General features: G+C 66.6%; 21 protein-coding genes and 1 pseudogene. 6 read left to right on the top strand and 16 right to left on the bottom strand.

The window, feature by feature from the left end:
• Positions 1 to 344 precede the first annotated feature (344 nt).
• The gene (locus ABZX86_RS28065; protein WP_355127707.1) at positions 345 to 728 is read right to left on the bottom strand and encodes a GPP34 family phosphoprotein; all 384 of its coding nucleotides are present in this window, start codon (positions 726 to 728) and stop codon (positions 345 to 347) included.
• Between the two features lie 15 nt (positions 729 to 743).
• Between ABZX86_RS28065 and ABZX86_RS28060 the strand changes: the two genes are divergently transcribed.
• Positions 744 to 1004, top strand: a complete 261-nt coding sequence (locus ABZX86_RS28060) for a hypothetical protein (protein ID WP_355127710.1) — start codon at positions 744 to 746, stop codon at positions 1002 to 1004.
• A gap of 166 nt (positions 1005 to 1170) precedes the next feature.
• On the opposite strand, the gene ABZX86_RS28055 is transcribed toward ABZX86_RS28060, so the two are convergent.
• Entirely contained in the window at positions 1171 to 1458 is a 288-nt protein-coding gene (locus ABZX86_RS28055) for a hypothetical protein (RefSeq protein ID WP_355127645.1), read from the bottom strand.
• 706 nt (positions 1459 to 2164) lie between these two features.
• On the opposite strand from ABZX86_RS28055, the gene ABZX86_RS28050 reads away from it, so the two are divergent.
• The 4 genes and pseudogenes from ABZX86_RS28050 to ABZX86_RS28035 all read left to right on the top strand — a co-directional run bounded on the left by ABZX86_RS28050 (position 2165) and on the right by ABZX86_RS28035 (position 4946).
• Positions 2165 to 3091, top strand: a complete 927-nt coding sequence (locus ABZX86_RS28050) for a LysR family transcriptional regulator (RefSeq protein WP_355127644.1) — start codon at positions 2165 to 2167, stop codon at positions 3089 to 3091.
• 84 nt (positions 3092 to 3175) lie between these two features.
• A pseudogene (locus tag ABZX86_RS28045) lies at positions 3176 to 3301 on the top strand (3-hydroxyacyl-CoA dehydrogenase NAD-binding domain-containing protein); the annotation flags it as partial.
• Between the two features lie 112 nt (positions 3302 to 3413).
• Complete coding sequence (locus tag ABZX86_RS28040; RefSeq protein ID WP_355127643.1) at positions 3414 to 3596, top strand: hypothetical protein; 183 nt, start codon at positions 3414 to 3416, stop codon at positions 3594 to 3596.
• A gap of 69 nt (positions 3597 to 3665) precedes the next feature.
• The gene (locus ABZX86_RS28035; RefSeq protein WP_355127642.1) at positions 3666 to 4946 is read left to right on the top strand and encodes a threonine/serine exporter family protein; all 1281 of its coding nucleotides are present in this window, start codon (positions 3666 to 3668) and stop codon (positions 4944 to 4946) included.
• Positions 4947 to 5053: 107 nt separating this feature from the next.
• Here the strand turns inward: ABZX86_RS28035 and ABZX86_RS28030 are convergent, their stop codons facing one another.
• The 12 genes from ABZX86_RS28030 to ABZX86_RS27975 form a co-directional block, all read right to left on the bottom strand.
• Positions 5054 to 5797 carry a hypothetical protein gene (locus ABZX86_RS28030; RefSeq protein ID WP_355127641.1) on the bottom strand — a complete coding sequence of 248 codons (744 nt, stop codon included), beginning with the start codon at positions 5795 to 5797 and terminating at the stop codon, positions 5054 to 5056.
• Between the two features lie 17 nt (positions 5798 to 5814).
• Positions 5815 to 6633 (bottom strand): hypothetical protein, encoded by an 819-nt coding sequence (locus ABZX86_RS28025; RefSeq protein ID WP_355127640.1) that lies wholly within the window; start codon positions 6631 to 6633, stop codon positions 5815 to 5817.
• A gap of 214 nt (positions 6634 to 6847) precedes the next feature.
• Positions 6848 to 9325: a glycoside hydrolase family 3 C-terminal domain-containing protein gene (locus ABZX86_RS28020; protein WP_355127639.1), complete on the bottom strand. Its 2478-nt coding sequence runs from the start codon at positions 9323 to 9325 to the stop codon at positions 6848 to 6850.
• A complete protein-coding gene (locus tag ABZX86_RS28015; protein ID WP_355127638.1) occupies positions 9322 to 10773 on the bottom strand; it encodes a sulfatase-like hydrolase/transferase in 1452 nt (483 codons plus the stop codon). The genes ABZX86_RS28020 and ABZX86_RS28015 overlap by 4 nt, the downstream gene beginning before the upstream one ends.
• Before the next feature lie 8 nt (positions 10774 to 10781).
• Entirely contained in the window at positions 10782 to 12218 is a 1437-nt protein-coding gene (locus tag ABZX86_RS28010) for an MFS transporter (RefSeq protein ID WP_355127637.1), read from the bottom strand.
• Positions 12219 to 12378: 160 nt separating this feature from the next.
• The gene (locus tag ABZX86_RS28005; protein WP_355127636.1) at positions 12379 to 13980 is read right to left on the bottom strand and encodes a sulfatase; all 1602 of its coding nucleotides are present in this window, start codon (positions 13978 to 13980) and stop codon (positions 12379 to 12381) included.
• A 35-nt stretch (positions 13981 to 14015) separates the two neighbouring features.
• Positions 14016 to 14582 carry a PadR family transcriptional regulator gene (locus tag ABZX86_RS28000; RefSeq protein ID WP_355127635.1) on the bottom strand — a complete coding sequence of 189 codons (567 nt, stop codon included), beginning with the start codon at positions 14580 to 14582 and terminating at the stop codon, positions 14016 to 14018.
• A gap of 65 nt (positions 14583 to 14647) precedes the next feature.
• Positions 14648 to 15496 (bottom strand): formylglycine-generating enzyme family protein, encoded by an 849-nt coding sequence (locus tag ABZX86_RS27995; protein ID WP_355127634.1) that lies wholly within the window; start codon positions 15494 to 15496, stop codon positions 14648 to 14650.
• Positions 15497 to 15703: 207 nt separating this feature from the next.
• Positions 15704 to 17497, bottom strand: coding sequence for a sulfatase (locus tag ABZX86_RS27990; RefSeq protein WP_355127633.1), 1794 nt, complete (start codon positions 17495 to 17497; stop codon positions 15704 to 15706).
• A gap of 220 nt (positions 17498 to 17717) precedes the next feature.
• Positions 17718 to 18335, bottom strand: a complete 618-nt coding sequence (locus ABZX86_RS27985) for a helix-turn-helix domain-containing protein (RefSeq protein ID WP_355127632.1) — start codon at positions 18333 to 18335, stop codon at positions 17718 to 17720.
• Positions 18336 to 18414: 79 nt separating this feature from the next.
• Positions 18415 to 19647 (bottom strand): MFS transporter, encoded by a 1233-nt coding sequence (locus tag ABZX86_RS27980; RefSeq protein ID WP_355127631.1) that lies wholly within the window; start codon positions 19645 to 19647, stop codon positions 18415 to 18417.
• Positions 19628 to 20494 carry an SDR family NAD(P)-dependent oxidoreductase gene (locus ABZX86_RS27975; protein WP_355127630.1) on the bottom strand — a complete coding sequence of 289 codons (867 nt, stop codon included), beginning with the start codon at positions 20492 to 20494 and terminating at the stop codon, positions 19628 to 19630. Before ABZX86_RS27975 ends, ABZX86_RS27980 begins: the two co-directional genes overlap by 20 nt.
• Positions 20495 to 20600: 106 nt before the next feature.
• Between ABZX86_RS27975 and ABZX86_RS27970 the strand changes: the two genes are divergently transcribed.
• On the top strand, positions 20601 to 21779 hold the full coding sequence (locus ABZX86_RS27970; RefSeq protein WP_355127629.1) for a lipase family protein: 1179 nt from the start codon (positions 20601 to 20603) through the stop codon (positions 21777 to 21779).
• A gap of 42 nt (positions 21780 to 21821) precedes the next feature.
• Here ABZX86_RS27970 and ABZX86_RS27965 read toward each other — a convergent pair whose 3' ends face one another.
• Positions 21822 to 23018: a lipase family protein gene (locus ABZX86_RS27965; RefSeq protein WP_355127628.1), complete on the bottom strand. Its 1197-nt coding sequence runs from the start codon at positions 23016 to 23018 to the stop codon at positions 21822 to 21824.
• A 10-nt stretch (positions 23019 to 23028) separates the two neighbouring features.
• On the bottom strand, positions 23029 to 24207 hold the full coding sequence (locus tag ABZX86_RS27960) for a family 1 glycosylhydrolase (RefSeq protein WP_355127627.1): 1179 nt from the start codon (positions 24205 to 24207) through the stop codon (positions 23029 to 23031).
• Positions 24208 to 24435 lie beyond the last annotated feature (228 nt).

Genomic DNA, 24435 nt, shown 5'->3' with positions numbered 1-24435 from the left:
ACAGGTACCGAATCCGCCCGACACACCACGGCAGCGCTATCGCAGCTTCTCGGGTCAGGCCGCGCCCGTTGTGGCGAGGATGATGTTCGCGACGACTTCAGGTCGAGATGTAGACGGCGTTCTTCTACCGTTGAAACCGTCCGGGCGAGCTACCCATCCCGTAGCACGGCACCCGCAGCCGCTCTCGCCACGCCGCTTTCGACCGACCCGATAGGTGGCTGCCCGCCAGCAGGGCCGGTGTGGCTCACGGCATTACGAGCACAGCCGACGGTCGCACGATGGTCCGATGATCTGTCTCGGTGAGGGGATCATCTCACCCGGCGGGTGGCCCGCCGCATACCTGGTTAGGTGACACTGCGGCGATTGGATGCGTTCGGCCGGCGCAGGTGCGGTGGGCGCTGAGACATCGGTTGAATCATTCCGCAGAACGAGGCGGCATAGTCCTCTTGCATCCGGCGTCGCACGGAATCGAGAGCATCGTGGGAAGAGCGGTGCGACAGCAGGACTCGTGACGCGAGTCGATCGACTTCTCCGGGGTGCCGATCAGGGCACTGAGGGGGCAGGGCATGTACGGCAGTGAGGAGTGCGATGAGGACAGCTGTTCGCGGATCGCTGTCGGAGGGGTCGATCAGCGCACGGTGGATCGATGCGCGTAGCGCATGTTTCCCGGGACAATCGAGTGTCGGCCAACTCCACCGGCGGAACAGGCCGTATCGACGGGCAGGCATCGCGCAGGTCAGGTGATGATCGGCGAGCCGCCGCAGCGCATCCTCGAGGCTGTTACGTTGCCGCCCAGCGAATCCGTATCGTTCGTGCCCCCGCAGTGTCACGCCGGCGTTATCTGCGATGTGTGTCGTGGCGTCGAGTCGGGCGGCCGTTTCGACGGCGAAAGCGACGTGAGCGCGGTCGACGAGAAATTCCCCGGTGCGGTCATCGAGGAGCAGCCACAGCAGATCATCGGCAATCGAGGTCATGGGGTCGAGCTTGCAGAAGGTCCGCTGTGAGCACGCTGAGACGGCAGAAGGACCGGCCTCTACTAGAACGGTCCCTCGGGAGGCGAACGAGCGAAATTGGGGCTGACCCTCGATATCGAGGGTCGCGTCCGTGGCGAGCCACCGGTGGGCAGGAGTCAGCGGCGAATTCCGCACGGCGGACTCGGCTGCCACGGGTTCAGATGCCGCCGATAATGCATGTGCCGTCGCTGAACTGGTGCCCGCCCAGCGTGCACTCCAACTGATCCAGCGACCGTGCCAGTGCGGAGGATCCGGTCTGCTGGAGAAGGATCTGGATCAGGTCCACACCGTAGGCGGCGGCGGAACCGGTGAAGTTCGAGGATCCGGAATCAGCGACCGAGGTGGCGGTCGTATCCGGTATGGCCGCAGCCGCGAGGGCGGTCGCGCCGACGGTCAGTGTGGCGCAGAGGGCGGCGGTGGCGGTCAAGCGGGAAAAAGATGACATAGCAGTCCTGGTGATAGTGAATAGTGTTGTTGCCCGGGCGATTACGCGCGGCGCACTCTATGGGCGCGCTGAACGCTACGCCGAGTGCGCGCCATAAGGCTCTCGAGCAGGGCCCCTAATTGGAGTGCCCCGAATTCCATGGGCCGACCCGGACGCCCCGCGTATGGCGGAGCCGATCGGGAGAACAAGGATGCGTCGACACCGGCGGGATGCACTGAGCGATGAATTGCTCAGAGGTTACCCGCCGGTGTCAGGGACTGCCGATACCGCGCATGGTCCCGATTGCAGGCCGGGAACATGGTTCGGTCGGACGTGAAAAGCGGCAGGGGCCGGGCCCGGGCTGCGGGCGGCGGCACTTGGCCTGGCCCCTGCCATTCAAGCCTTTACCAAGATCGGTCAGCAGTTCAACAAGAATCGCCCGGTGTTCGATCGGCGTCTCCTATCGGCTGCGTCCTTGGGACCGGGACAACGAAATCATGACCGGCACATCGGAAATGGCTGCTGCACAGTGTGAGACGCTGCGCAGTCGCGGGAGAGTCGGCGATGAGCAGAGCCGGGCCAGGGGAAATCGGGCCCCGTCGCGGGTGTGGAATGCCGGAGTTCGCCACCATCGGGGAGATCTATCAGTGATCGGAGAGTGGCCGACCGACAGGAGTCGTCGTTGGTTGTCGGCCCGAGATCGGTTGTGGCATGGTCGAATAGCGGGATGTTGTTTCGCCAGCTCGAGTACTTCGTCGCACTGGCCCGGGAGCGCCATTTCGCACGGGCCGCCGCAGCCTGTTACGTATCGCAGCCGGCGTTGTCGGAAGCCATCCGCAAGCTGGAGCAGGAGCTGAAGGTGCCGCTGGTGCAGCGGGGGCGGACCTTCGAGGGTCTGACGCCCGAGGGGGACCGGCTGGTGCTGTGGGCGCGCCGGATCCTGGCCGATCACGACGCACTCAAGCAGGAGGTCGTGGCTCTGCAGACCGGGTTGACCGGCGAATTGCGGCTCGGTGTCATTCCCGCCGCCGCTGCGACGGTCGCCTTGCTCACCGATCCGTTCTGCGCTGAACATCCGCTGGTCAAGGTGCGGATCGACAGCAGTTTTGGCTCGGCCGAGATCATCGATCGGTTGCGGCGCTCGGAACTCGGGGCGGGCGTTGTCTATCCGGACGGGCAGAACACCTCCGGGTTGACCGTCACGCCATTGTATTTCGAGCAGCAGGTGCTGATGGCGGGCAACGATCTGCTCACCGGCCAAACGGGCGTGCTCAGCTGGAGCGATGTCGTGGAGTTGCCGCTGTGCCTGCTCAACTCGGATATGCGTGGCCGCCAGCTCATCGACGATGCCTTGGCGACGAAGCATCTGGTCGCCAGCCCGCAACTCGAAACTGACTCGGTGGCAACGCTTTTCGGCCATGTCGCGACCGGGAGATGGGCCACGGTCATTCCGTCGACGTGGCTGCGCACCATGCGCCCGCCCGCGGGTGCGCGGGTGCTGCGGCTCGAGGATCCCTCGGTCAGTGCCATGATCGCGCTAGTCACGCCGTCCACTGAGCCGGTGCCGATGGTGGCACGTGCGCTGAACGAAACCGCCCGCGCCGCCCGCCTCGATACCGCGGTGCAGCGTTTCGCGGACTCACCCGAACTTTGACGGCTGGCGGAGGGGTTTGCGGTTCAATAGCTGTGCTGCCCTGCGGGTGGTGATTCCTAGAGACCGAAGGAGCCATACGTGAGCATGATCCCGCAGGATTACCGCACTCGTCCGGTCGCTGTCGTCGGTGCGGGCACGCTCGGGCGCCGGATCGCCCTGATGTTCGCGACCCGCGGCGGACAGGCCCACATCACCGATCCGAACGCCGAACAGGGCGGTCTGAAGACCAACGACCGCATGCTCAATACGCACTTCTAGTCGGCCTCGACGTGGTCTCGACATCGAGGAGCACTACGCCGCCGTCGAACCAGAACCCGGACCGGTGGAAATCCTGTCGAGCGGATACCACGAAGCGATCGGCCTGGCCGCAATCGGCGAATCGTGTTTCTACGTCAGCGATTTGGGCGGATCGATCAGGCTGGTCGATCTGGCTGAGGGCGCCGACACGGTGATCGCCCGGCCCGGTGGCCCACTGACCGGATTGGCGCTGGCCGACCTGCACTGATCCGCCTGACGAATTCAGCGACTCGTGTCGCGCCGCCACAGCTGAGGAGTGCGGTCGTAATCTCAGGCGGTGACCGACAAGGGGCCCGTGTCCACTGAATCCGGAGAGCAGCGGGTCTGGCGGGTCCTGGGGTTCCTGGCGCGCCTCGCGGTCGCCATGCTCGAATCCGGTTATGCCACCGACTCGGTGGTGCGGACGACGCGTATCTGCGCCGCCGCGCTGGGGTTCGCGGACGTCACCGTCATCGGTACCGGCCGGACGCTGACCGTGCAGTACGTGCGCGATGACGAATATCCGCTCAGTCGTACCGAAGTCGCCGCCACACTCGACAGTTTCGACTGCGATCGGATGAAGCGGTTGAAGAACCTCGCGCACCAGGTCGCTTCGGAAGGTTGTGACGCCGCCACCGCGACCGAGGGGCTCCATCAAGCAGACCGCGGCCCTGGACCGTGGCCGTGGTGGGTGACAGGTTTCGGCGGCGCCCTGCTGGCGCTGTGCATCGCCGTGCAGGTCGGCGGCACCGCGCTGGCGGCGCTCGGCGCGGCAGTGGTGCTGATGCCGGTGTGGGCGCTGGGGCGCGGATTGGGTGTCGCCGGCGTGCCCCGGTTGTACGCGGTCGCGGTACAGACGATATTCGCCGGCACACTGGGCGGCCTCGCGCATCTGGTGGGTGTCGTGACGGTCACCGATACCGCGGTGCTGATCGCGACGGTGTGGGTCCTGCTGGTGCCGATGCCCCAATTGATCTCCACCGCAACCGATGCGGTGAGCGCCGATACCGTGACAGCCACCGCTCGCGCGGCCTCGGCGCTGCTCACGGTCGCCGGCATCGTGCTCGGCGGCGCGCTCGTCGTGACTGTGTCACAACGCATTTCGTTCGGGCCGCCGATCGATCCCCATCTGCTGCCGCTACCGGTGTGGCTGGCGCTGGGCTTCTCGGTTCTCGGTGCGATCGGCAATGCGGTCTTCAACGGTGGCGGACCCGATCTGCTGCTGCCCGCCGCCGGCGCCGGGCTGCTCGCCGCCGCGACCAACCAGTTCCTCATTCATACGGCACACCTCTCACCGGATTGGACAGGCTCGATCGCCGCCGTCGTCCTCGGATTCGCCGCCGCGGCGGCTTCCGAACGCCTGCGCATGCCGATGTCGGCCTTGATCCTCGTCGGCCTCACCGGCGCTCTGCTCCCGGGCCTGGTCCTGTATCAAGGCCTGGTCGTGGAGTTGTTCCACACCTCCGGCATCGGCTACTTCGTCCGCGCCTTCACCATCTGCGTGGGTCTCGGTGTCGGCGCGGCGTTGGGTGTTCTGCTGTTCTATCTGAACCGGTCATCACCGCGCCGCACCCGCTGACCTGCCCGTATGAGTCGCTGGTTCGGCGCGAATGCGAATCTGTCTCCATCCGGCCCGGCGACCGGATGGAGACAGGGTTACACGGTGGTCAAGTGCCGCAGGGTGATTCAGCCGTGGGATGAGCCTCCGGATGAACCGGTCTTGAATCCGTTCGCCGAACCGCTGGGGAGGCGGAGGTTGGCATCGGGAACGCCGGTGCCGTCGGGACCGAGGGGGACCTTCGGTGCGTAGGCACTCTGGCCCGGGGCCGCCTGGAGGGTGGTGACGTACTTCCAGAGACCGTCTGCGGCCGCGGCGCCGCCGAGGGCCAGGGTGCCGAGCACGCCGCCGCCGGCGGCGAACGCGCCGATCGCGGCCGGCACGGTGGCCAGGCATGCCGGGCCGACGACCAGGCAGGAGCCGAGGCCGACCACACCTCCGACCACTGCGCCCAGCAGCAGGCCGACTACGGTGCCGACTGCCGGTCCGGTGAGCATTCGGCTGGAGAATTCGTTCATGGCCAGCTGGTTCTCCATGGGTGATGCGACCGGCTGTAAGTCGGTGCCCGGCCGCAGGATCAGGGTGCGGCCGTCGTCGGCGATCTGCTGCTGAATCGAATGTAGTGCGCCATCGAGCTGGTAGGTCATCGGTAAGCTGACCAGCTGCTCCCCGCTCGGTTCCCGCACCAGTACCGACTGCGCATCCGGTGCGAGGACGAAGGTTGCTTCGTCGAGCGTTGTCACGACGGCGCTATCGCGGATCATGGCGTGGTAGCCGGTTGTCGGGTCCGGTTCCGCGCCTGCCGGGGTGGCGGCAACCGTTATCGCGCCCGCCGCCACTGCGGCGGCGAAAGCTGTTGTGCGAAAGTCCATAACGATGCTCCTCCGGCTCAGTTCGGGGCGTCGGTCGCGGCGGCATCCGGAATGCCGGGCTTGCCCTGCAGATTCGGTGCGTACTTACTGTGCCCCGGTGCCGTGTTGAGCGTGGTGACGTAGTCGAACAGGGCCGCGGCAGCCACCGGGCCACCGGCTACGACGAGCCCGGCCAGCCCGCCCACGCCGCCGACCAAAGCCATGATCGGCAGCACGGCGACAACGCAGCCCAGACTGAGGACCACGCAGGACGCACCGGCGAGCACCACCCCGACGCCGACGCCGATCACCGCACCGATGGCTGTGCCGACCAGGCTGCCGAGCGAGGTTCCGATACTGACCGTATTGATCAGATCGTTCATGGCCAGCTGGTTCTCCAGCGGCGCCGCAACGGGTTTCAGGGCGGACCGGTCGAGGCCGCCCAGTTCCGGGGTGAGTCGCAGGGTGCGGCCCGCATCGGTGATCTGCGAGCGGAGCGGCAGCCCCTGACCGTCCAGGGTCAGGGCCAGCGGTAGTGCCTCGAGGACTTGCCCCGAGATATCGCGGACCGTGACCGAACGCTGATCGTCGGCGAGCGCGAACACGCCGTTGTCGAGCGTGGCCACGACCGAGGTGTGGTCGAGGGTTGCGTGATAACTGACTGCGGGCGCGGTCGTACCGGGATCGGCCACCGCGGTCGCGGTGCCGACCACGCTTGCGGTCAGCACGGCCGCGGTGTACGAGGCGAGACGGATATTCATGTGTTTCCTCATCAGGATGGTGCCGGTCGTGATCTCGGCCATATCCGAGCCGTCGAAGTTCCGGTTGCTCGCACGTAGCAGGTAGTCTCGAATCATTGCCGCAGAGCGTCGGCGTAGGCGAGATGTACTGCCCGCGTGCGATATTCGACTGCGCGAAGCGGCGAGGCGCCGGTCTTGCAGATTTTCGGTATGCCAAATAGGGCCTGCGACGCCACAGTCGGTACGCAGGCAGTGTTTCCCGGCCCGCCGAGTTCGAATTGGCTCGGCGGGTTCTGGTTTCAGTGATTCAGTTCTTCAGAAGCGCGTGGTGTCAGGCGTGGGCCGGTCTCACCTCCTCGTGATCGGTCGCGGTGACGCGAACGGTGGTGGACAGGCCCGGATCGGTACTGCTGTGCCCGGCGCGGATCAGGTACGGGCCCGGACGTGTGGACCATCGGCCCCGCGTCTCGTCCCATATCTGGAAAGTTCGCTCGGCCAGCGGGATTTCGACGTCCACGGTCTCGCCGGGGTCGGCAGTGGCCGAGGCGAAGCCCGCCAGCCGGTACGCCGGACGCGAATCGTCGGAGTCGACCGGCCCGGCGTAGATCTGGACGGTTTCACGCCCGGGGCGGGAGCCGTTGTTGCGCAGGGTGACCCGAACCTCCCGCGCTGTCGCCACGATGTTCTCGTAGTGCCAATCGGTATAGCCGAGGCCGTGCCCGAACGGGTAGGCCGGCTGCAGGTCGTGTCGCTGCCAGGCGGGATATCCGATGAAAATGCCTTCGTCGTAATGCAATACACCGTCGGTGGGGGTGACCAGGGATACGGGCGCGTCTGCCAGGCGAACGGGCCAGGTGGTGGGCAGTCGGCCGCCGGGCTCTGCGCGTCCGAGTAGTACATCAGCGAGTGCGGCGCCGCCCTCCTGTCCGGGGAACCAGCTGACCAGGATCGCGGATACCGCTTCACGCCAGGGCATTTCGACCGGCGACCCGGAGTTCACCACGACCACGGTGCGCGGATTCACGGCGGCGACGCGCGCGATCAGCTCGTCCTGACGGCCGGGCAATCGCAGATTCTCGCGGTCGGAACCCTCACTCTCCTGCGCGGTCGTGGTAGCGACCACCACCACGGCCACCTCGGCGGCGGCCGCGGCCGTGACCGCCTCGGCGATCAGGGTGTCGTCGTCGAGTCGCGGTTCCTGTACGGCCAGAGTGAAACTCACGCCCTGGATCGGTCCGAGCGCCGCTTTGGGTGTGGCATTGAGCAGGCTGATCGTGACCGGGCGACCGGCCTCCAGCTCCGCCGAGCCGTGCGGGGTAGGCGGTGCGGTCAACGCCTCGAAAGGATCGGCGTGCTCGGGGGTTTCCTGCATGCCGTCGAAGAGCACCCGGTCGCCGACCGTGAGCCGGAAGCGGCCGAGACCGCCGATACCGAACACGTGGGGCCCGGTCTCCTGCGGGGTGAAGGTGCCGGAGAATTCCACCGAGGCCAGGGCATCGAAGTCCGCATCTGCGGGCAGGGCGGTATCGGTCCACCGCACCCGTGCGAGTGTCAGCGGTTGCTCGGCGAGCACCGCGCCGTCGTCCGCACGCAGGACCGCATGCAGATCGAAACCTGTTGCGGCCAGGTCGAATCCCTCATTGGGATCCGCCCCGACGGCATAGGTGAGTGCCACATTCGTGGGCAGGGCGGCCCACAGCCCCTCCAATGGGGACACGATACGGGCGGGGAAGACGGTGGCGGAGCCGCCGCCCAGCACCCGCGCATCGCGTGCCGCCCGCCCGATCAGGGCGATACTGCCGACGGCCTCCGGGTCCAGCGGCAGCACCCTGTCCCGGTTGCGAAGCAATACCATTGCCCGCGCGGCGATCTCGTGCGCCGTCGCAATTCCATCGGGCGGAAGCGGTCGCGCCGCCTCGGGCACCGCCGGCGCGATATCGGCGAGCAGTCCCAGGCGAGCCGCCAGGAGTAGCACTCGTCGCACGGCATCGTCGACGGTCGATTCGGCGACCTCACCCGCCCGCACCGCGGCAGCGAGTGCCGGCCCGAAGATCGTGAGCGGACCCGGCATGGCGATATCGAGCCCACCCTCGATGGCGCGCACGGTATCGCGGGCGGCGAGCCAGTCCGAGACGACCGCACCGTCGTATCCCCATTCCTGGCGCAGCACCTGGACCTGTAGGTGGTGATGCTCGGTCATGGTGGTGCCGTTGACCGAGTTGTACGCCGACATCAGTGCCCACGGCCCCGCGGTGGCGATGATCTCCTCGAACGGCGCGAGATACAACTCCCGCAGCGCGCGCTGCCCGACCTGATTGTTCACCGTGAACCGCTGTGTCTCAGCGTCATTGGCGACGAAGTGCTTGATCGTGGCGGCGACCCCCTGCCCCTGCACGCCGTTCACATACCCGGCGCCGATCCGCGCGGTCAGCAAAGGATCTTCGGAGTACGCCTCGAAATGCCTGCCACCCAAGGGCGATCGGTGCAGATTGACGGTCGGCGCGAGCAGGACATGCACGCCCTTGCGATGCGCCTCCTGTGCCAGCACCTGCCCGGCCCGGTACGCGAGTTCGGGATCCCAGGTCGCGGCCAGAGCGGTAGGGCTCGGCAGGGTCAGCGAGGGATCGTCCGCACCCCAGCCGCCGCCACGCACCCCGACCGGACCGTCCGACATGACCAGCGACCGCAGCCCGATCTTCGGCAGGGCGGGCAGGGACCACAGATCCTGTCCCGACAGCAATGCAGTTTTGTCCTCGAGATCCAATGCGGCCAGCAGTGATTCGATGATCGATGCGTATTCCGCGCTCACGGTGTCACCACCGCACCCGGCGCCGGCAGTTCGACCTGGGGAAAACGAGGGTCGGGATCGAGCGGAACGACATCGGCGGTCTCGACCAGCCACCGTGTCATCGCCTCGTGCATGCGGTGACGGACGTCGTCGAACTGAGGATCCGAGGCGAGGTTGATCCGTTCCTGCGGGTCGGTGTCGCGGCGGTAGAGTTCGGGCGGTTCATAAAGCCGCCAGACGTAGGTCCACCGGGTATCGCGCACGGCCACGACCTTGCCCACCAAGGTGGCGTCGGCGTGCTGCAGGTCGCCCTTGCGGTCGTAGGGGAAGGCCGGTCGTTCCAGCTGCGGTTCCTCTTCGATGGTGAAACCGCCCTCTGTGAAGGCGAATTCGCGGTGCGGCAGACCGGCGTCGTGCAGCAGCGGGACCAGACTGCGGCCGAAATGCCGATGCGGAGCGGTGATGCCGGCCAGCTCCAGCACGGTCGGCAGCACGTCGATCAGTTCGACCATGGCCGAGCTGCTGCCGCCACCGGGCAGGCCGCCGCCGCTGATGATGACCGGATCGCGGGTGATGCAGTCGTGCACGGCCGACGGCCACTTTTCGATCAGTCCGAAGTCACCGAGGTATTCACCGTGGTCGGCGAAGAACAGGGTGACGGTGGAGTCCGCGGCACCGGATTGCTCGACTGCGCTCATGATCCGGCCGAGCTGGCTGTCGAGCCGTTCGATCATTCCGTAGTAGGTGGCGACGACCTCACGCCACTGCTCGGCGGTGACCTCGCCGAGTTCGTAGGCGTCGCGGACGGCCTGCATGAATCGGGGCTCGGCTGCGGTATCGCCGGGCGGCAGCGGATCGGGCAGCGCGGCGCGATCGCGCTTGGAGAACCATGGTTCGGCGACCTGGAAGGGGCAGTGCGGTGCGATCAGCGGCAGGAACAGCACCCATGGCTGATCCGGAGGATTGCGCAGCCAATCCTCGGCGGTGCGGATAGCCGCCTCGTCCGGGTCGATCCGCCCGTCGTCGGGCACCTGCCCGCGATAGAACAGCCGCGACCACACACCGTCCGGATAGTCGCCGTCGAATCCGGTGGCGGTCGGCCACACCGAGAAGCCGTATTCGTCGACACTGAGTTCGGTCACCCCGGGTGCGAAGGTGTCACCGCGCATCCCCGCCCAGGTGACGTGGTAACCCGAATCCTTCAGAATCCGCAGCAGATTCGGCTCGTGCGGTTGCAGCAGGTGGGTGAGAGTCCGGTGGCCGGCCGTATGCGGATACCAGCCGGTGAGAAAGGAAGCACGGCTGGGGGAGCAGACCGGATGCTGCACAAAGGCATTCGTGAAACGGGTGCCGCGCTGCGCCAGTGCGTCGATGTGCGGGGTGTCGATGTGCGGGTTGCCGAACACGCCGAGTGCGTCGGCGCGCAGCTGATCAGGAATGAAGAAGACGAAATTCGGACGTTGAGACATGAGAGTCCTCACTGGTCGGCGGATGCGGCCGCGGCGCGGGCGGCGGCCAATTCGGTTCGGAGTGCGGCTGATTCGCGGTGGTAGGGGCGGTACATGAGGGTGATGAACAGGCCGTTGCCGACATTGACGACGACGATCAGCCACAGGAACGCTGCTTGCAGGCCGACGGAATCACCGAAATATCCCAGCGCCAGCGTGCTCAGGGCCCAGCCCGCGGATTCCGCGCCGAGCATGAGCGCGAAAGCGGCACTGCGCAGTTCGGGCCGGGTCACCGCCATCAGAATGGGCCGGGTGCTGCCCGGGCCGAAGCCCTGCAGCAGGCCCAGGATCGAGAACACGACGATGTAGTGCCACAGCCCCGGCCAGGCGACCTGCGAGGCCAGCGCCGCAGAGCCCGCCCAGCCGAGTACCGCGGCCTGCCACACCGCCAGGCGTCCGGCGCTGGGAAAGCGTTGTCCGGCACGGTCTCCGGCATAGCCACCGGCGACGGTGCCCAGTACGTAGGTCAGCATGGCGAACGGGGCCACCAGTGCTGCGTGCGCGGTGCTGAAATCGCGGACACTGACCAGATAGACCGTGCCGAAACTGAGGAAGGCCAACTGGGTGGCCGTCAGTCGCTGCACCATCATCAGCCGCAGGGTGTGACTGCCGAAGGCCGCGGTCAACTGGGCCCGTCCCCGTGTGCTCTTGCCCAGCAGGGGCGCGGCATCGCTGGCGCCGACGCCCGGATCGACAAAATAGCGCCATACCAGCAGCCCGAACAGCACGGTGATGGCCCCGCAGGCGAAGAAACCGTAGCGCCAGCCCTCCGGTATCCGCGACAACTGGCCGAGCAGCGGACTGATCACCGCGCCCAGCACCGCGAATCCGGCATAGAGCCAACCAGCAGCGCGACCTCGCTGATGCTCCGGGAACATATCCGCGAGCAGACCGTTGACGAGGGGACCTCCGGCCGCGAGGCCGACCGCGCCGATGGCGTAGAGCAGCAGCAGCTGTGGGAAGTTCTGCGCGAATCCCGCTGCGACAGACCAGATTCCCCAGAGTCCGCAGAAGATGACCAGCACGTTCTTCCGGCCCAGCCGGTTCGCGACAGCGACCCAGATCGGGCCGAAGATCATGCCGATCACCTTGCTGACCGCCACCAGGATGCCCAGGGCGGACAGCTTCAGATCCAGCGCGGCTCGGATCGCGGGGAAGAGGGTGGAGACGACCGCGCCTTCGCTGTTGTCCATGCTGATCAGTCCGCTGAGCAGCGCGAGCTGTCGCCAGCTGCGGGCGTCATCGACCGGTGCCGCACCGGGGCGCGCGCTGGCCGGCGTACCAGCTGCGAGCGCGGACCCGAGCGGGGCATCGTGGCCCGGGTTCGTGCCGATCGGCGGCCCCTGGGCAGTCGCGGGGCTCATGGTGGCGGTGCGGTCGGTCGAATCTGGAGATACTGGTTGCATGGCGACCTAGTCGTTTGGCGGCATGGCAGCGAGAGGCCGAAAGCCACTGGGGGAGAGATAGATACGTTGTTCGTCCGGAAATTCGAGGACGATGCGCACGGGACCGGCCGCTAGGGGCCGAGATGATCACCGATGCTCTGAGAGGTGCGCCGAACCCGATTCAGTCGGAGGCGTGCGCCGAAGCCGGTTCGGGCCGGTCGAGCGATCGCTGCGCGGCGGCCTGTGCCAACTCTGCCCAGCGCTGAACGAGTGCCGCGGTGCGCGGCTGGTCCGCGGCATGCCAGGACACCGGGATCGCGTAGTTCCGCAGCCGCTGTTCCAGATCCTCGGCCAGATGGGCGCGGCCGGTTTCTCGAAGGTGCCGCGCGTAGGTGACGGGATCGTTGTAATAGGTGGGCCCGGTTTGCAGGGTGGCCTGCATGGGATCGGGCAGGGCGCCCGGACGTCCGGCGTAGGTGTTCCACCATCCGGCCAGCCGAGATCGCATGGCGGCGAGCAGATCCGGTTCGGTTTGCAGCAGATCCTCGGTCAGATGCGGATCTGCGGTGACGTCGAACAGCTGCTCCCATTCGGCTCGGAAGCAACCGGGGTGATAGGTGCGAATGTAGAGGTGATCTCGGGTACGCACGGCGCGCTGATAGGTGTGTGCGCCATGTCCGAGTACCAGATAGTCGCGTGATTCGAGGGTTTCGCCACGTACGGCCGCTGCGAACGATTCACCTTGCCAGCCTGCGGGTTTCGGTAGCCCGACCAATTCGCACACGGTCGGCGCGTAATCGATGTTGTAGAGCAGAGCGTCATTACGGCGATCCGCATCGGGCAGTGTGTCGGTGACGCCGGGCCAGTAGAAGACCAGGGGCAGCCGGTGCGTGGGTTCGTTAGCGAGACCGTGTTCGGCGTAGGAACCGTTCTCCCCGAGGGATTCTCCGTGATCGGCACTGACGATGATCGCCGTCTCCTCGGCGATGCCGAGCTCCTCGAGCACCGCGAGCAATTGCCCGAAGTGGTGGTCCCAGTATGCAATAGCGCCGTCGAAGCCATTGATCAGGTGCTCGAAGTCGGCCCGCGAGGCAATCGCGTCGGGCATATTGTGCGGCACCGGTGAGCGCCCGTCGCCGCGCAGCGAGTAATTGAGATCCAGAGCGCTTCGCGGACCGTAGATTTCGGCGTGGGCCGCGATGGTGTCGGCATCGGGCCACGCCTGGACCGGCCCGGATGCGGCCATCCGGTCGGTCCACTCCACCGGCTGCGTGTAGTCGGTGTGCGGTTCCCAGTAGGTCAGGTGCAGATACCAGTCCTCCTGATCGGCATGGCGGCGAATCCAGTCCATGGCCGCACGATTGACGTCCGCGGCATCCTCGTCGCCCCAATTCGGCGTGGCCCGAATGGATTCGCGGAAATTGCCGTGAAAATAGTAGGCCCGGTGGCGTTCGGCGAACACCGACACGGCCGCGGTGTGATAGCCGCCGAATTGCAACAGCTGACCGAGCAGCGGACGGTCGGGTTCCGGGCCGTGCCCGGCGTCGAGCCGGAACCGCGCCGCCTCGCCGAAGTGACCGATCACGCCATTGGTGATGCCGAATTGTCCACTGGTCAAGGCTGTTCGCGAGGGCATACACGGGGAGTCGGAGCAGTAGTACCGGTCGAAGACGACCGACTTGTCGGCCAGGCGTTGCAGATTCGGCGTGGTCGGGCGGTGGTAGCCGTAGGGGGTGGTGTGGTCGGCACGCAGGGTGTCGACATCGACGTAGATGATGCGCATGGCGTTCCTGATGGAAAGTAGGGCAGGGCGAGCCGTCAGCGCGGCCGGCCTGCTTCCAGGCGGGCCAGAGTGAGTTCCAGCCAGACGATGAAGCCGGAGGCGTACGCATAGCCCTGTTCATGGGTCATGGTCTGAATCTCGCGGGCCCACTGCGGGTCCAGTTCGGGCAGTTGCGGATCGTAGGAGTCGGGGATCGGCGCGAGCGGCGATTGCGCATCGTGCTTCTTGCGGTAGTCGAGTTCGGTGCGGACGATCTCGATGGCGATGTCGCGGTCGAGCGAGCCGGCGAAGAGGAAGCGCAGCTTGAAGTCCGGATCCATCGGCCGCGGGGAGGGCTCATAGGGTGAGCGCGCCCACTCCAGCAGGGCCTGCCTGCCTGCCTCGGTCATGGTGTAGACCTTGGCGTCCGGTCGGCCGTCGCGCGGATCGACCTCGAACTCGATCCAACCGCGTTCGGCGAGTTTGGCCAGGCGCCGGTAGATCTGCGGAAGTTGGACCCCGTAGCCGAGATAGCGGCCGGGGCCTTCCATCCAGCGACGCAGGTCGTATCCGGAGCAGCGGCCCAGCGCCAGCACACCCAGGATCATGTAGTCGAGCTGCATCGAACTTCTCCTCATTCTATGTTCTTAGGAACATATGACCACCATCACATTTTCGCTGTGAGGTGTCAAGAGCCCGCCGGGTCGGCGGCACAGCGGAATCCGGCATGACCGCTCGAGCTGTCCGGGGTATTGGCCGAGCGGGCCGCCACGCGGTAGCGGAAGCAGTACGAGTCGTGGCACATGTGCGAACCGCCACGAATCACCTTGCCGCTACCGGACTTCGGGCCCCGCGGATCGATCAGCGGTGGTGCTCCGTGGTCGACGGTCCACCAATCCGCGCACCATTCCCACACGTTGCCGCAAGTGTTGTACAGGCCGAAATTATTGGGCGCGAACGCATCCACGGGCGCGGTGCCGCGAAAGCCGTCGGCGGCAGTGTTCTTTGCCGGGAACGTGCCACGCCAGATATTGCAGTGGTATCCGCCGTCCGGATCCAGCTGGTCACCCCATGGGTAGCGGGCCTGCTCCAGGCCGCCACGCGCCGCGTATTCCCACTCCGCTTCGGTGGGCAGGCGCATCCCGGCCCACGCGCAGTACGCCCGGGCATCGTTCCAGGACACGTGGACGACGGGATGGTCATCGCGATCGCCCAGCGTGCTGCCCGGTCCTTCCGGCGATTCCCACGTTGCTCCGGATACCGCACACCACCAGGGAGTTCGATCCGGCCGCGGCGATTCGCGGCGCAGCGCCCCCGGAACGAACCCGGCGAAGACATATGACCAGCCCAGGCGCTCGGCCTCGGTGCGATAGCCGGTATCGGCCACGAAGGCCGCGAACCGCTCGTTGGTGACCGCACGGGTGTCGATCAGGAAGGGGCTCAGCCGAACCGATCGCACCGGGCCCTCGCCGTCGCCGGGGTAGCCGGCGCTGTCGGTGGTGCCCATCAGGAACTCGCCGCCCGGCAGCAACACCATCTCGCCGGAACGTCGGCGGTCAACGACGCTGCCGCCGATGTCCCGCGGGGTCGCCGCTCTCACCGGTGTGTCCACTTCGGACAGTGCGATCGTGTCGTCCCGGGGCGGAGCGCAGCAACTTCGGTGTGGTTCGCCGGACATGGCGGCTCCCTTCTGCATCTGCTCGGATTATATTCCTGAGTACATATGGCTAGTCGCAGGCGTCAGTCAGGCCGGCGTAGAGCTCGGCGCTGTGCGGGTGATGTCGGCGAGGTCGGTGGCAATGGCCCGCAGCTTCTCGGCTGTGAGCAGGCCGCGTGCCACCGAGGCCACATCCAGGAGCGAGGCCCCGGTGAGGGCTTGCAGGATCTCACTGTCGGCGAAGGCCGGGATGTGCCGCCGGAGTACTTCCCCGGCCGCTCGGTGGGCCAGTAGCTCCTGGATGGGGGTCTGCACCGAGAGGGGACCGGACGGGAAGTCCTCGGGGCGGGGTGCCGGTGCGGCGGACTGTTCGGCGATCTCGCGCTGGGCCCGAACCAGCAGGTGCTCGGTGGTGACCGGCCCCGTCGTCGGTAACCCGAGACGCTCGAACTGACTGTGCGGCGCGTCGGTGTCACGCATGAGCGCCACCAGCAGACCCGCCATGCGCAGTTCGATTGTGTCGTCGATGATCGGATTCGACTGTGCCGGATCGGTTTCCAGATCGAACAGCAGTGTGCCGAACTGGTGGGCGTTGATGAGTGCGCGACCGGGCACCCGAATGGTCTTGAGCCCCTTCGTGAACGAGAAGGGCTCGGCCAGCTCCATATCGACCAGTTCCGCCGGCGAGAATCGCCCCCGCATATGGGTGGGCATCAGTGTGTGCTCGTGCAGCGGCTGATTGCCGGGGTCCGCCGGAGCGCGCATGTAGACGTACCTGCCGTCGGTGACATTGACGTGACCGCCGTGCATACCGAACAGTCCGGCCTCCCGAATCGGGTCGTCCGTGGCCGTGGGCAGCGGCCTGCCCTGCATATCGGGCGTGGGCTCGATGCCGAAGCAGTCCAGGATGGTCGGCGCGAGATCGATGGTCTGCACCAGCGCCCCGCGGCGCTGCCCCGCCGCGTCCGCGCGCGGGTCCCAGACGAACAGCGGCAGCCGGACCAGCTCGTTGTACCAGGGCTGCACACTCTTGGCCCACCAACCCTTTTCGCCGAGCAGGAACCCGTGATCGGTATTGACGATCAGCAGTGTGTCGTCCCACATCGCATGCTCGTCCATGAAGTCGAGCACCCGGCCCAGCGAACGGTCGCACATGGACAGCAGCGCCGCGTATTCGTAGCGGGCGTGCTGGACCTGTTCCTCGGTCTCGGTCACCCGCTTGTAGTCGGGCCAATCGAAATGCGGGCCGTCGTAGTCGTGCGGGTAGAGGTCCTTGTACTGCTTCTGAGTGAAGAACGGCTCGTGCGGATCGAAGGTCTCGATCTGCAGGAACCAGCGGTCCTGCGCCGAATTGTCGTGCAGGAACTCCAATCCGGCGTCGAAGGTGAGCGTCTGCGGTTGCTTGTCCTCGGTGTCGAGATACCGGCGGTTGATCCAGTCCTGGCGATAGGCCCGGTGCCGCAACCGCTTCAGATCCTCGGGGATCTCCGGATCGGCGACGTGCCCCTTCCAGGGGTCGCCCTCCTGCCCGCGGAAGAACTCCCAGGTGTCGTAGCGGGTGTGATAGGTCGCGCCGCCGTCCTCCCAGTAGTGCTGATGGTCGCTGGCCAGATGGCTGTACACCCCGGCGCGGCGCAGCAATTCGGGCAGCGAGTCGTCGAACGGTTCCAGTGGACCCCAGCTGCGGTGCAGGAAGTTGTAGCGGCCCGTATGGATTTCGCGTCGCGCCGGCATGCAGGGCATGGAGCCTGCCCAGCAGTTGTCGAAGGTGGTGGTGCGTTCCGCCAGCCGGGCGAAATTCGGGGCGTGGGTCCAGTCGCCGCCGTAGGGCGGCAGCATATGCCGGTTCAGGCTGTCGAACATCACCATGATCGCTCGCATCAGGTGGCTTCTCCGATCATTCCGGAAGGTCTCTATATGTTCTTGGGAATCTAGCTAAGACTGGCAGCCGCAGTGAGGGAACGTCAATGCCACGATTCATATTGATTTTTAGGCGGTGGAAAACCAAGGGGGAGCGCCTGGGGTCGATATGTGTATGTTCTCTAGAACATAGTGCGGAATCTTTCGATCGACCCCGGCCCTCGTGAGTCGACGCGCGAGGTCAACGCCGCGTGATGAGGAGGTCGCGGCGCAGCACTGCGGTCAAGGTCCGCATCGCACCGGCCATATCGAAGGATTCGTCCTGCAGCCATTGCTCCTCGAGGCCCGACATGGCCGCGATGACGATCCCGGCCACCGCGACCGGATCCACGTCGGCGCGCACATCGCCGGCCGCGATTCCGGCCGCGATGACACCGGCCAGATTCTCGCGGAAGGCGCGGATTCGTTTCTGCGCCCAATCGCGGGCGAACTGCGGGGTGTCCTCGCCCCCGAGGTTGCCCAGGTGAGCCAGGCGCGTGAGCTCACGATTGCGCTGATTGCGGTCGACCAGGTCGTCGATGATCTCCAGGGCCCGCAACAGTGCCGGTCCCTCGTAGTCACGGCCGATCTCGACGGCGTCGAACGACTGCTCGTCGCGTTCGGCCAGGGTCGCCGCGAGCAGCGCCTCTTTGCTGGAGAAGTGGTGCAGCAGACCGGATCTGGTGATGCCCGCGGTATCCGCGACGGCGGCCAGCGACGTGCCGCGATAACCGTGGGTCGCGAAGAGGGAGAGGGCGGCGGTGACGATCTTGGCCCGGCGGGCCGCACCGGTCTGTTCCGCATCGCGGGTTCTCGCCACTGGTCCGGACTCCTCACACTCGACTGCCTGGGGTTTCGTACCGAGCCTAATATCGCGGCGCGCCGCCGCGGTGCGGGCATCACCGTGCACTCTTGATGGGCAGCACCGCGAGCGCTCCGGCGCCCGCGACCACCGCCACCGCGGGAAACAGTGCGCCGTAGCCGCCGGTGGCCGACACGATCCCTGCGGCCGCGAGGGGAGCGATCACATTCGGGAGTGTGGCCGCGATATTGACGATGCCCAAATCTTTGGCGAAGGCCTCTTTGTCCGGGAGGATCTGCGAGACCAGTGCTTGATCGACCGACAGGAAGATCCCGAAGCCGATGGTCACCACCACGCCCCACAGCAGCAGCCCCGTAACCGTCGGCAGCGCGAGTGGCACCAATGCGGACGCGGCGATGACCAGCCCACCGGCCAGGGTGAGCGGTTTGCGGCGGCCGGTGCGGTCCGACCAGGGCCCGGCGACGGCGATCGCCACCAGCAGGCCCGGCAATCCGACCAGCCCGATCAGCGGAACGAGTTTCGCCGCGGATGCGGCGCTGAGTCCGACGTACCCCTGCGCGATATACATGGTGTACGTCAGGACCATGTAGTAGCCGCCGAGAATCAGGAAGCGGCCGAGAAACGCCCACCACAGGTCCGGACAGTGGCGGGGGTCGATCCACAATGCCTGCGCGGCAGTCTTTGCCGAGAATTCGGGCCGTGGTGCGTCGCGGTTGTCGGGCTCGGGATTGAGCACCACGAAGCCGACGACGGCAACAACGATCAGGCCCGCGAAGAGCAGATAGCCGAGTGGTATGCGCGCCGAGAACGCCGATGCGGCAAGGGGTCCGAGCATGGCCGCGACGATCGTTCCCAGCCCGGCAAGCGTCGAGTACCGTCCGCGGAGCCGGACCGGAACCCGGTCGGGCAGGATCGCCGAGAGCGGTCCGTATACGGCATTCGCGCCGACATGCACCACCATCACCGCGATCACCAGCATTGCCAGTGAGGTCGAGAGTCCGGCGGTGATCAGGCCGACCGCGCCCATCAGTACACCGATCAGCATCCAGGGCGCGCGGCGGCCGAACGCGGACCGAGTCCGGTCGGACAGGACACCGACCAGCGGTTGTGTGACCAGCGCCGCCGTGGCGGCGGCGACATGCACCACGGCGAGATTCCCGACCTTGGCCGCCTCGTCGATGTGCTGAACCTGCAGTGCGGCAAAGTAATTCGACACGGCGAAGGTCAATTGCGGAGCGGCGCTGACAAACGGCACGGTGCGCAGCAGTCGCCGCATACCCGTGCGGCCCTCAGTGTTCGTGCGTGACATGCGTTTCTCCGGGCACGGCCAACGCGTCATCGGCCAGTCGCCACATGCGCTCGACCTGCGCGCGGAAGGTATCGCGGCTGTATTCGGGTAGCGCGAAAACGACTGGGGCGTCCCGGCGAATGCCCTCCATCGCCAGGCGTGCCACCTCGGCGGGCTCGATGCTCATCGGAATCACCCCGGTGCCGAAGGGCTCGGCGGCCGGGCGGCCGAACGTCGCGGGGCGGGTGCGCTGGGCATCGAGGATGCGGGTGGCGGCCTGGCCCGGGCACAGGGTGGTGACGCCGATGCCTTCGGCGGCGAGTTCGCCGCGCAAGCCCAGGGATAGCCCGAGGATGGCGTGCTTGGTGGCGCTGTAGAGCGCGGTGCCCGCCGGATCGGGCAGAAAGGCGTGGGTGGAAGCGGTATTCATAATCTGCCGCCACCCGCTCGCGGCGCGCATGCGGGGCAGGAACGCGTGCAGGCAGTTCAGCATCCCCTCGATATTCACCGATGACAGCCAGCCCCAATCGCCGATCGACGAGTCCGCGACCGATCCGAACAGCAGCACTCCGGCGTTGTTGCACAGCAATTCGACCGAACCGAATGCCTCGCAGGCGGCTTGCGCGAGGGCCTCGGTCGATTCCGGGTCGGTCACGTCGACCTGTGCCCCGAGCGCTTCTATTCCGTCTGCCCGCAGTGTCTCGGCGACCGCCCGTGCGCCGTCGCCATCGATATCGGCGACGATGACCGACATACCGTGTGCGCCGAGCTCGGCCGCCAATGCCGCACCGATTCCGCCCGCCGCACCGGTCACGACCGCGCTGCGGCCGGCGAACTCCCCGGAGTCGGGGTTCTTGATTTCGGACATCGGCGTCCCTTTCCTCGGTGGATAGACGCACGCAAGCTAGCACACTGACTCGTCAGTCGGTTAGCCTTCGTGGGATATGCCGGATCCTCCGAGAAAGAGTTCGATCATGCTCCCGTATCGCGTCCTGGCGGTCGCGCTCCTCGCCTTCGCCACTCCGATATTCGTGCCCGCTTCCTCCGGTGCCGACCCTGTGAACTCTGGTTTTGCTGTGCCGGAGCGGGATTCGTTCTACGCGCCGCCCGCGGACCTGGGCTCCTACTCGCTCGGGGGACTCATCAATTCCCGCGCGATCACCACATCGCTGCGGGTACCGGTCAGCGCGTGGCAATTGGCCTTCCGCAGCAACGATTCCCGCGATCAGCCGCGGCTGGCGGTCACCACGGTCCTGGTTCCGCTCACACCGTGGCCGGGTCCCGGCCCACGTCCGGCGGTCTCGGTGCAGGTGGCCGAGGATTCGACCGGCGCACAGTGCGCACCGTCGTATCAGCTGGCCTCGGGGGGATTTCGGGGCGATACCGTCGAAGGGCTGCTCGCCCGCAATTGGGCGGTGGCGGTACCCGATCACGAGGGGCCCGAATCCGCTTTCCTGGCCGGAATGCAGGCCGGGCACACGGTCCTGGATGGCCTTCGCGCAATCGAGCAGTTCGGGGCGGCGGATCTGGGCCCGGACACCCGCTGGGGATTGACCGGCTACTCCGGCGGCGGCTTCGCCACCGCGTGGGCGGCGCAGCTGCAACCTGGTTACGCCCCGGAGCTCACCTTCGCGGGCGCCGCGATCGGCGGGCTCCCGGCCGACCTGCCTGTCGTGGCCGCCAATGTCGACGGAAGTCTGTTCGCCGGCTTCGGTTTCGGCGCCATGGTCGGCCTGCGCCGAGAGTTTCCCGAAGCAGATATCGACAGCGTACTGAACGATCGAGGCCGCGCGGACCTGGCCCGCGCCGACGGCAAGTGCATGCTCGAGCTGCTGGCGAACTTTCCCTTCCAGTCGGTCGCCGCGGGCACGGCGCTCGCTGATCCCTGGCACGATCCGAGATTGATCACTGTGCTGCAACACAATTCACTGGGGGAGGGGGCGCCGGTGATGCCCATCTACAGCTATCACTCGATGGCCGACGAGGTGGTGCCCGTCGGTCAGGACGACGACCTCGTGCGTACCTGGCGCGGGCGAGACGCCGATATCGTGATTGTCCGCGATCCGGTCGGCACGCACGCCCAGGAAGCGTCGAAAGGTCAAGCGGGAGCTGATGATTACCTCGCAGGCCGGTTCGCCGCTGTGCCACGCTGACCGGACGAGGTACGGCCGCCGCGGCACCGTGTTCATCGGTTTTCAGGGATGTGCGGCGGCGGCCACCGCACTGGCGGCGAACCTGTTCTGGAGAAACTCCTGCGCTCGTGGCATGTGCTGGATCGATTCCAAGCCGTGCTCGCCGATCGGGTCCCGGACCGAAACTATCGCCGCGCCCCCGGCCCGCCACTCGGCGACCAGGTTGTCGCTCTGGGTAACCGGAATGATTTCATCGGTCAGCGCGTGGTAGTTGTAGATGGGCATGGTGGGGGCTGATGCGCCGAGTGAGTTGTCGCGCAACAGATTCGCGAGCCGGGGATCACGCAGTGGGTCGGCGACCACGCTGAGGTCGGTCAATCGGCGGAATGGAAATCCGTACAGCAGGTCGTCGACACAGGAGTTGCCGGCGGCGGCCAGGGTCGCACGACCACGCTCGTTCAGTAGGGTGCCGATTCCGGCCTCCGGGAACTCGCGCTCATAGCCGACCAGGATGTCGATGTTGTACGAGGAGAAGATGCCGCCGTCGAAATGCGCCGTGAGAGCGGTCAGGTCCGCTGGTACGCCGCCCATCGCGGCACCGGCGAAGCTCAGCTCAGGAGCGTAGTCCGGTTGCAGTTGCGCGGCCCAACCGGTCGCAGCGGCACCGCCCGAGTAGCCGTCGAGCGCCCAGACGGCGTCCCGGCCCACACCTGCCGGGCCGAATTGCTCCACCGCCCGAATACCGTCGAGGACGGCGTGAGCCGATTGCGGTCCGGTCAAGAATGTCGACTTCGGTCCTTCGAAATCGGGTACAGCGACCACCCAGCCCCGCATCAGCATCCGAGTTACCGCTTCGCCGGATTTCAGATAGCCCTTGGCAATTCCGTACGACGGTGCACAGCGAGTTCCGGTGGAGTCCTCCGGTATCTGCTCCGAGACGATCGGCCGCGGCCCCGGGCCGGACCACGGCGCGGTGGGAACCAGCACCGTTGTGACAGCGAGCTCGGGCAGATCGCGAGAGTCGTTGGTGCGGTACGACAATTGCCACGCCCGCACCGGCACGCCGATATTCGCGGCGACCTCCCGGCTCGACGTCAGTTGCCCGTCACGATAGGACGCGAGGTCCGGAGGTGGTGCGTAGAACGGATCCGCTTCGGGCACAACGGAACCGGCAACGAGGGGAGCGTTGTCGGCCCAGGCCGGTGCGGCTGTGGAACAGGCGAGGGCGAGGATCGCGGCGGCCGCTACTCGGGTGATCATGGATTCTCTTTCAGCCGGCCGGGCGCAGGCAACTGGCGAGTGCGTCGACGAGGGAGCACCAGGTCGAGGGGTGCACCGGTATGTAATTCGCGGGAACGCCGCCCTGAGCGATCAGCGTGCGGTAGGTGTCGACCGCCTGGGTGGGCACACGCGTGAGCGCCGGATCGTTCTTCACATCGACGGTGTACAGGCCGAAACGGGGTGCGTAACTGCCCCATTCGTAGTTGTCGGTGAGACTCCAGTAGTTGTAGCCGATGACGTTCATACCGTCCTGGACGGCGCGTTGGACCCAGTAGACGCTGTCGGCGAGATGATCTGCGCGCCCGTAGCCGTCCGGTCGCATCGCGCCGTTCTCGGTGGGCATTCCGTTCTCGACGACATAGAGCGGACGTCCCGGATACGCCTCGGCGTAGTGCCGCAGCGCGTAGTAGAGGCCGTCGGGAGCGGTCGTGGCCTTCCACGGCTCGGAGAAGGTATTCGCGTAGCTGAGGTCCGTCGGTGACATCGAGTAGTAGTAGTCCAGCCCGATGAAGTCGAGCTTGTCCGCCACCCGGTCCAGGAAGGTGGTGTCGACCAGGGATTCGGCGACCGGGAAGTAGGCGATATTCGACGAGACCTGGGCGTCGTGCTGTTTCGAGTGGATGTAGTCGTAGATCTCGCGGTGCACCCGGACCCACCGATCGAGGGCGCCCGGTACGTCCGGCGCGCCCAGTCCGCCGACCTGCATCTCCTCGAACGCGTACGCGGACGGTTCATTGACGGTGATCCAGAGCGGGTCGGCGCCGGCGTAGCGGTCGACGACGCGACGGGCATTGGCCAGCCACTGCTGCGTCATTTCTTCGTTCCGCCAGCCACCCCGGTCGAACACCCAGCCCGGATACACCCAGTGGTCGAGCGTGATCATCGGCCGCATACCGGCCGCGCCGATCGCCGCGATCACATCGTCGTAGTACGCCCAGGCCGCCGGATTGTACTGTCCCGGTGCGGGTTCCAGCCGCGCCCACTCGATGCTGACCCGGAACACGCGCGCCCCGAGATCGTGCGCGCGCTCGATATCCGCACGGTACCGGTGCAGGAAGTCGACCGAGGTGCCGATCGCATCCCGGGTCTTGCCCGAGGCGGCGAAACGCGACCAATTGCTGTCAGGCGAGGTCCCCTCGGATTGGATCCCGAACCTGCCACACCCCACAGGAATCCGGCGGGCAATGGCCCCACGGGCGGGCTACCGGAAGGTTCGGCGGTCGCCGGTGCCGCCGACAACATCGCCAAAACCAATACGACAGACGCGATTCCAGCTCTTCGCCGCACCAATGCTCCTCACGCTCGACCCTCCACCGGTGGTGGAAGAGATTGCGCGAGATACTAGCTGACTGATGAGTCGGTCTGCTAGCTTTGCCTGATTTGATGGGGCAGTTGC

The sequence above is a fragment of the Nocardia sp. NPDC006630 genome (genome assembly GCF_040611495.1).
In the GTDB taxonomy this organism is placed as follows: Bacteria; Actinomycetota; Actinomycetes; order Mycobacteriales; family Mycobacteriaceae; genus Nocardia.
This window is presented reverse-complemented; position numbering and strand designations above follow the sequence as displayed.

What these genes read in the sequence shown, in the direction of transcription:
- ABZX86_RS28065 (WP_355127707.1), bottom strand. Translation starts at nt 728, where the DNA reads ATGCCTGCCCGTCGATACGGCCTGTTCCGCCGGTGGAGTTGGCCGACA.
- ABZX86_RS28060 (WP_355127710.1), top strand. Translation starts at nt 744, where the DNA reads ATGATCGGCGAGCCGCCGCAGCGCATCCTCGAGGCTGTTACGTTGCCG.
- ABZX86_RS28055 (WP_355127645.1), bottom strand. Translation starts at nt 1,458, where the DNA reads ATGTCATCTTTTTCCCGCTTGACCGCCACCGCCGCCCTCTGCGCCACA.
- ABZX86_RS28050 (WP_355127644.1), top strand. Translation starts at nt 2,165, where the DNA reads ATGTTGTTTCGCCAGCTCGAGTACTTCGTCGCACTGGCCCGGGAGCGC.
- ABZX86_RS28030 (WP_355127641.1), bottom strand. Translation starts at nt 5,797, where the DNA reads ATGGACTTTCGCACAACAGCTTTCGCCGCCGCAGTGGCGGCGGGCGCG.
- ABZX86_RS28025 (WP_355127640.1), bottom strand. Translation starts at nt 6,633, where the DNA reads ATGATTCGAGACTACCTGCTACGTGCGAGCAACCGGAACTTCGACGGC.
- ABZX86_RS28015 (WP_355127638.1), bottom strand. Translation starts at nt 10,773, where the DNA reads ATGTCTCAACGTCCGAATTTCGTCTTCTTCATTCCTGATCAGCTGCGC.
- ABZX86_RS28010 (WP_355127637.1), bottom strand. Translation starts at nt 12,218, where the DNA reads ATGCAACCAGTATCTCCAGATTCGACCGACCGCACCGCCACCATGAGC.
- ABZX86_RS28005 (WP_355127636.1), bottom strand. Translation starts at nt 13,980, where the DNA reads ATGCGCATCATCTACGTCGATGTCGACACCCTGCGTGCCGACCACACC.
- ABZX86_RS28000 (WP_355127635.1), bottom strand. Translation starts at nt 14,582, where the DNA reads ATGCAGCTCGACTACATGATCCTGGGTGTGCTGGCGCTGGGCCGCTGC.
- ABZX86_RS27995 (WP_355127634.1), bottom strand. Translation starts at nt 15,496, where the DNA reads ATGGTGTTGCTGCCGGGCGGCGAGTTCCTGATGGGCACCACCGACAGC.
- ABZX86_RS27990 (WP_355127633.1), bottom strand. Translation starts at nt 17,497, where the DNA reads ATGCGAGCGATCATGGTGATGTTCGACAGCCTGAACCGGCATATGCTG.
- ABZX86_RS27980 (WP_355127631.1), bottom strand. Translation starts at nt 19,647, where the DNA reads ATGTCACGCACGAACACTGAGGGCCGCACGGGTATGCGGCGACTGCTG.
- ABZX86_RS27975 (WP_355127630.1), bottom strand. Translation starts at nt 20,494, where the DNA reads ATGTCCGAAATCAAGAACCCCGACTCCGGGGAGTTCGCCGGCCGCAGC.
- ABZX86_RS27970 (WP_355127629.1), top strand. Translation starts at nt 20,601, where the DNA reads ATGCTCCCGTATCGCGTCCTGGCGGTCGCGCTCCTCGCCTTCGCCACT.
- ABZX86_RS27965 (WP_355127628.1), bottom strand. Translation starts at nt 23,018, where the DNA reads ATGATCACCCGAGTAGCGGCCGCCGCGATCCTCGCCCTCGCCTGTTCC.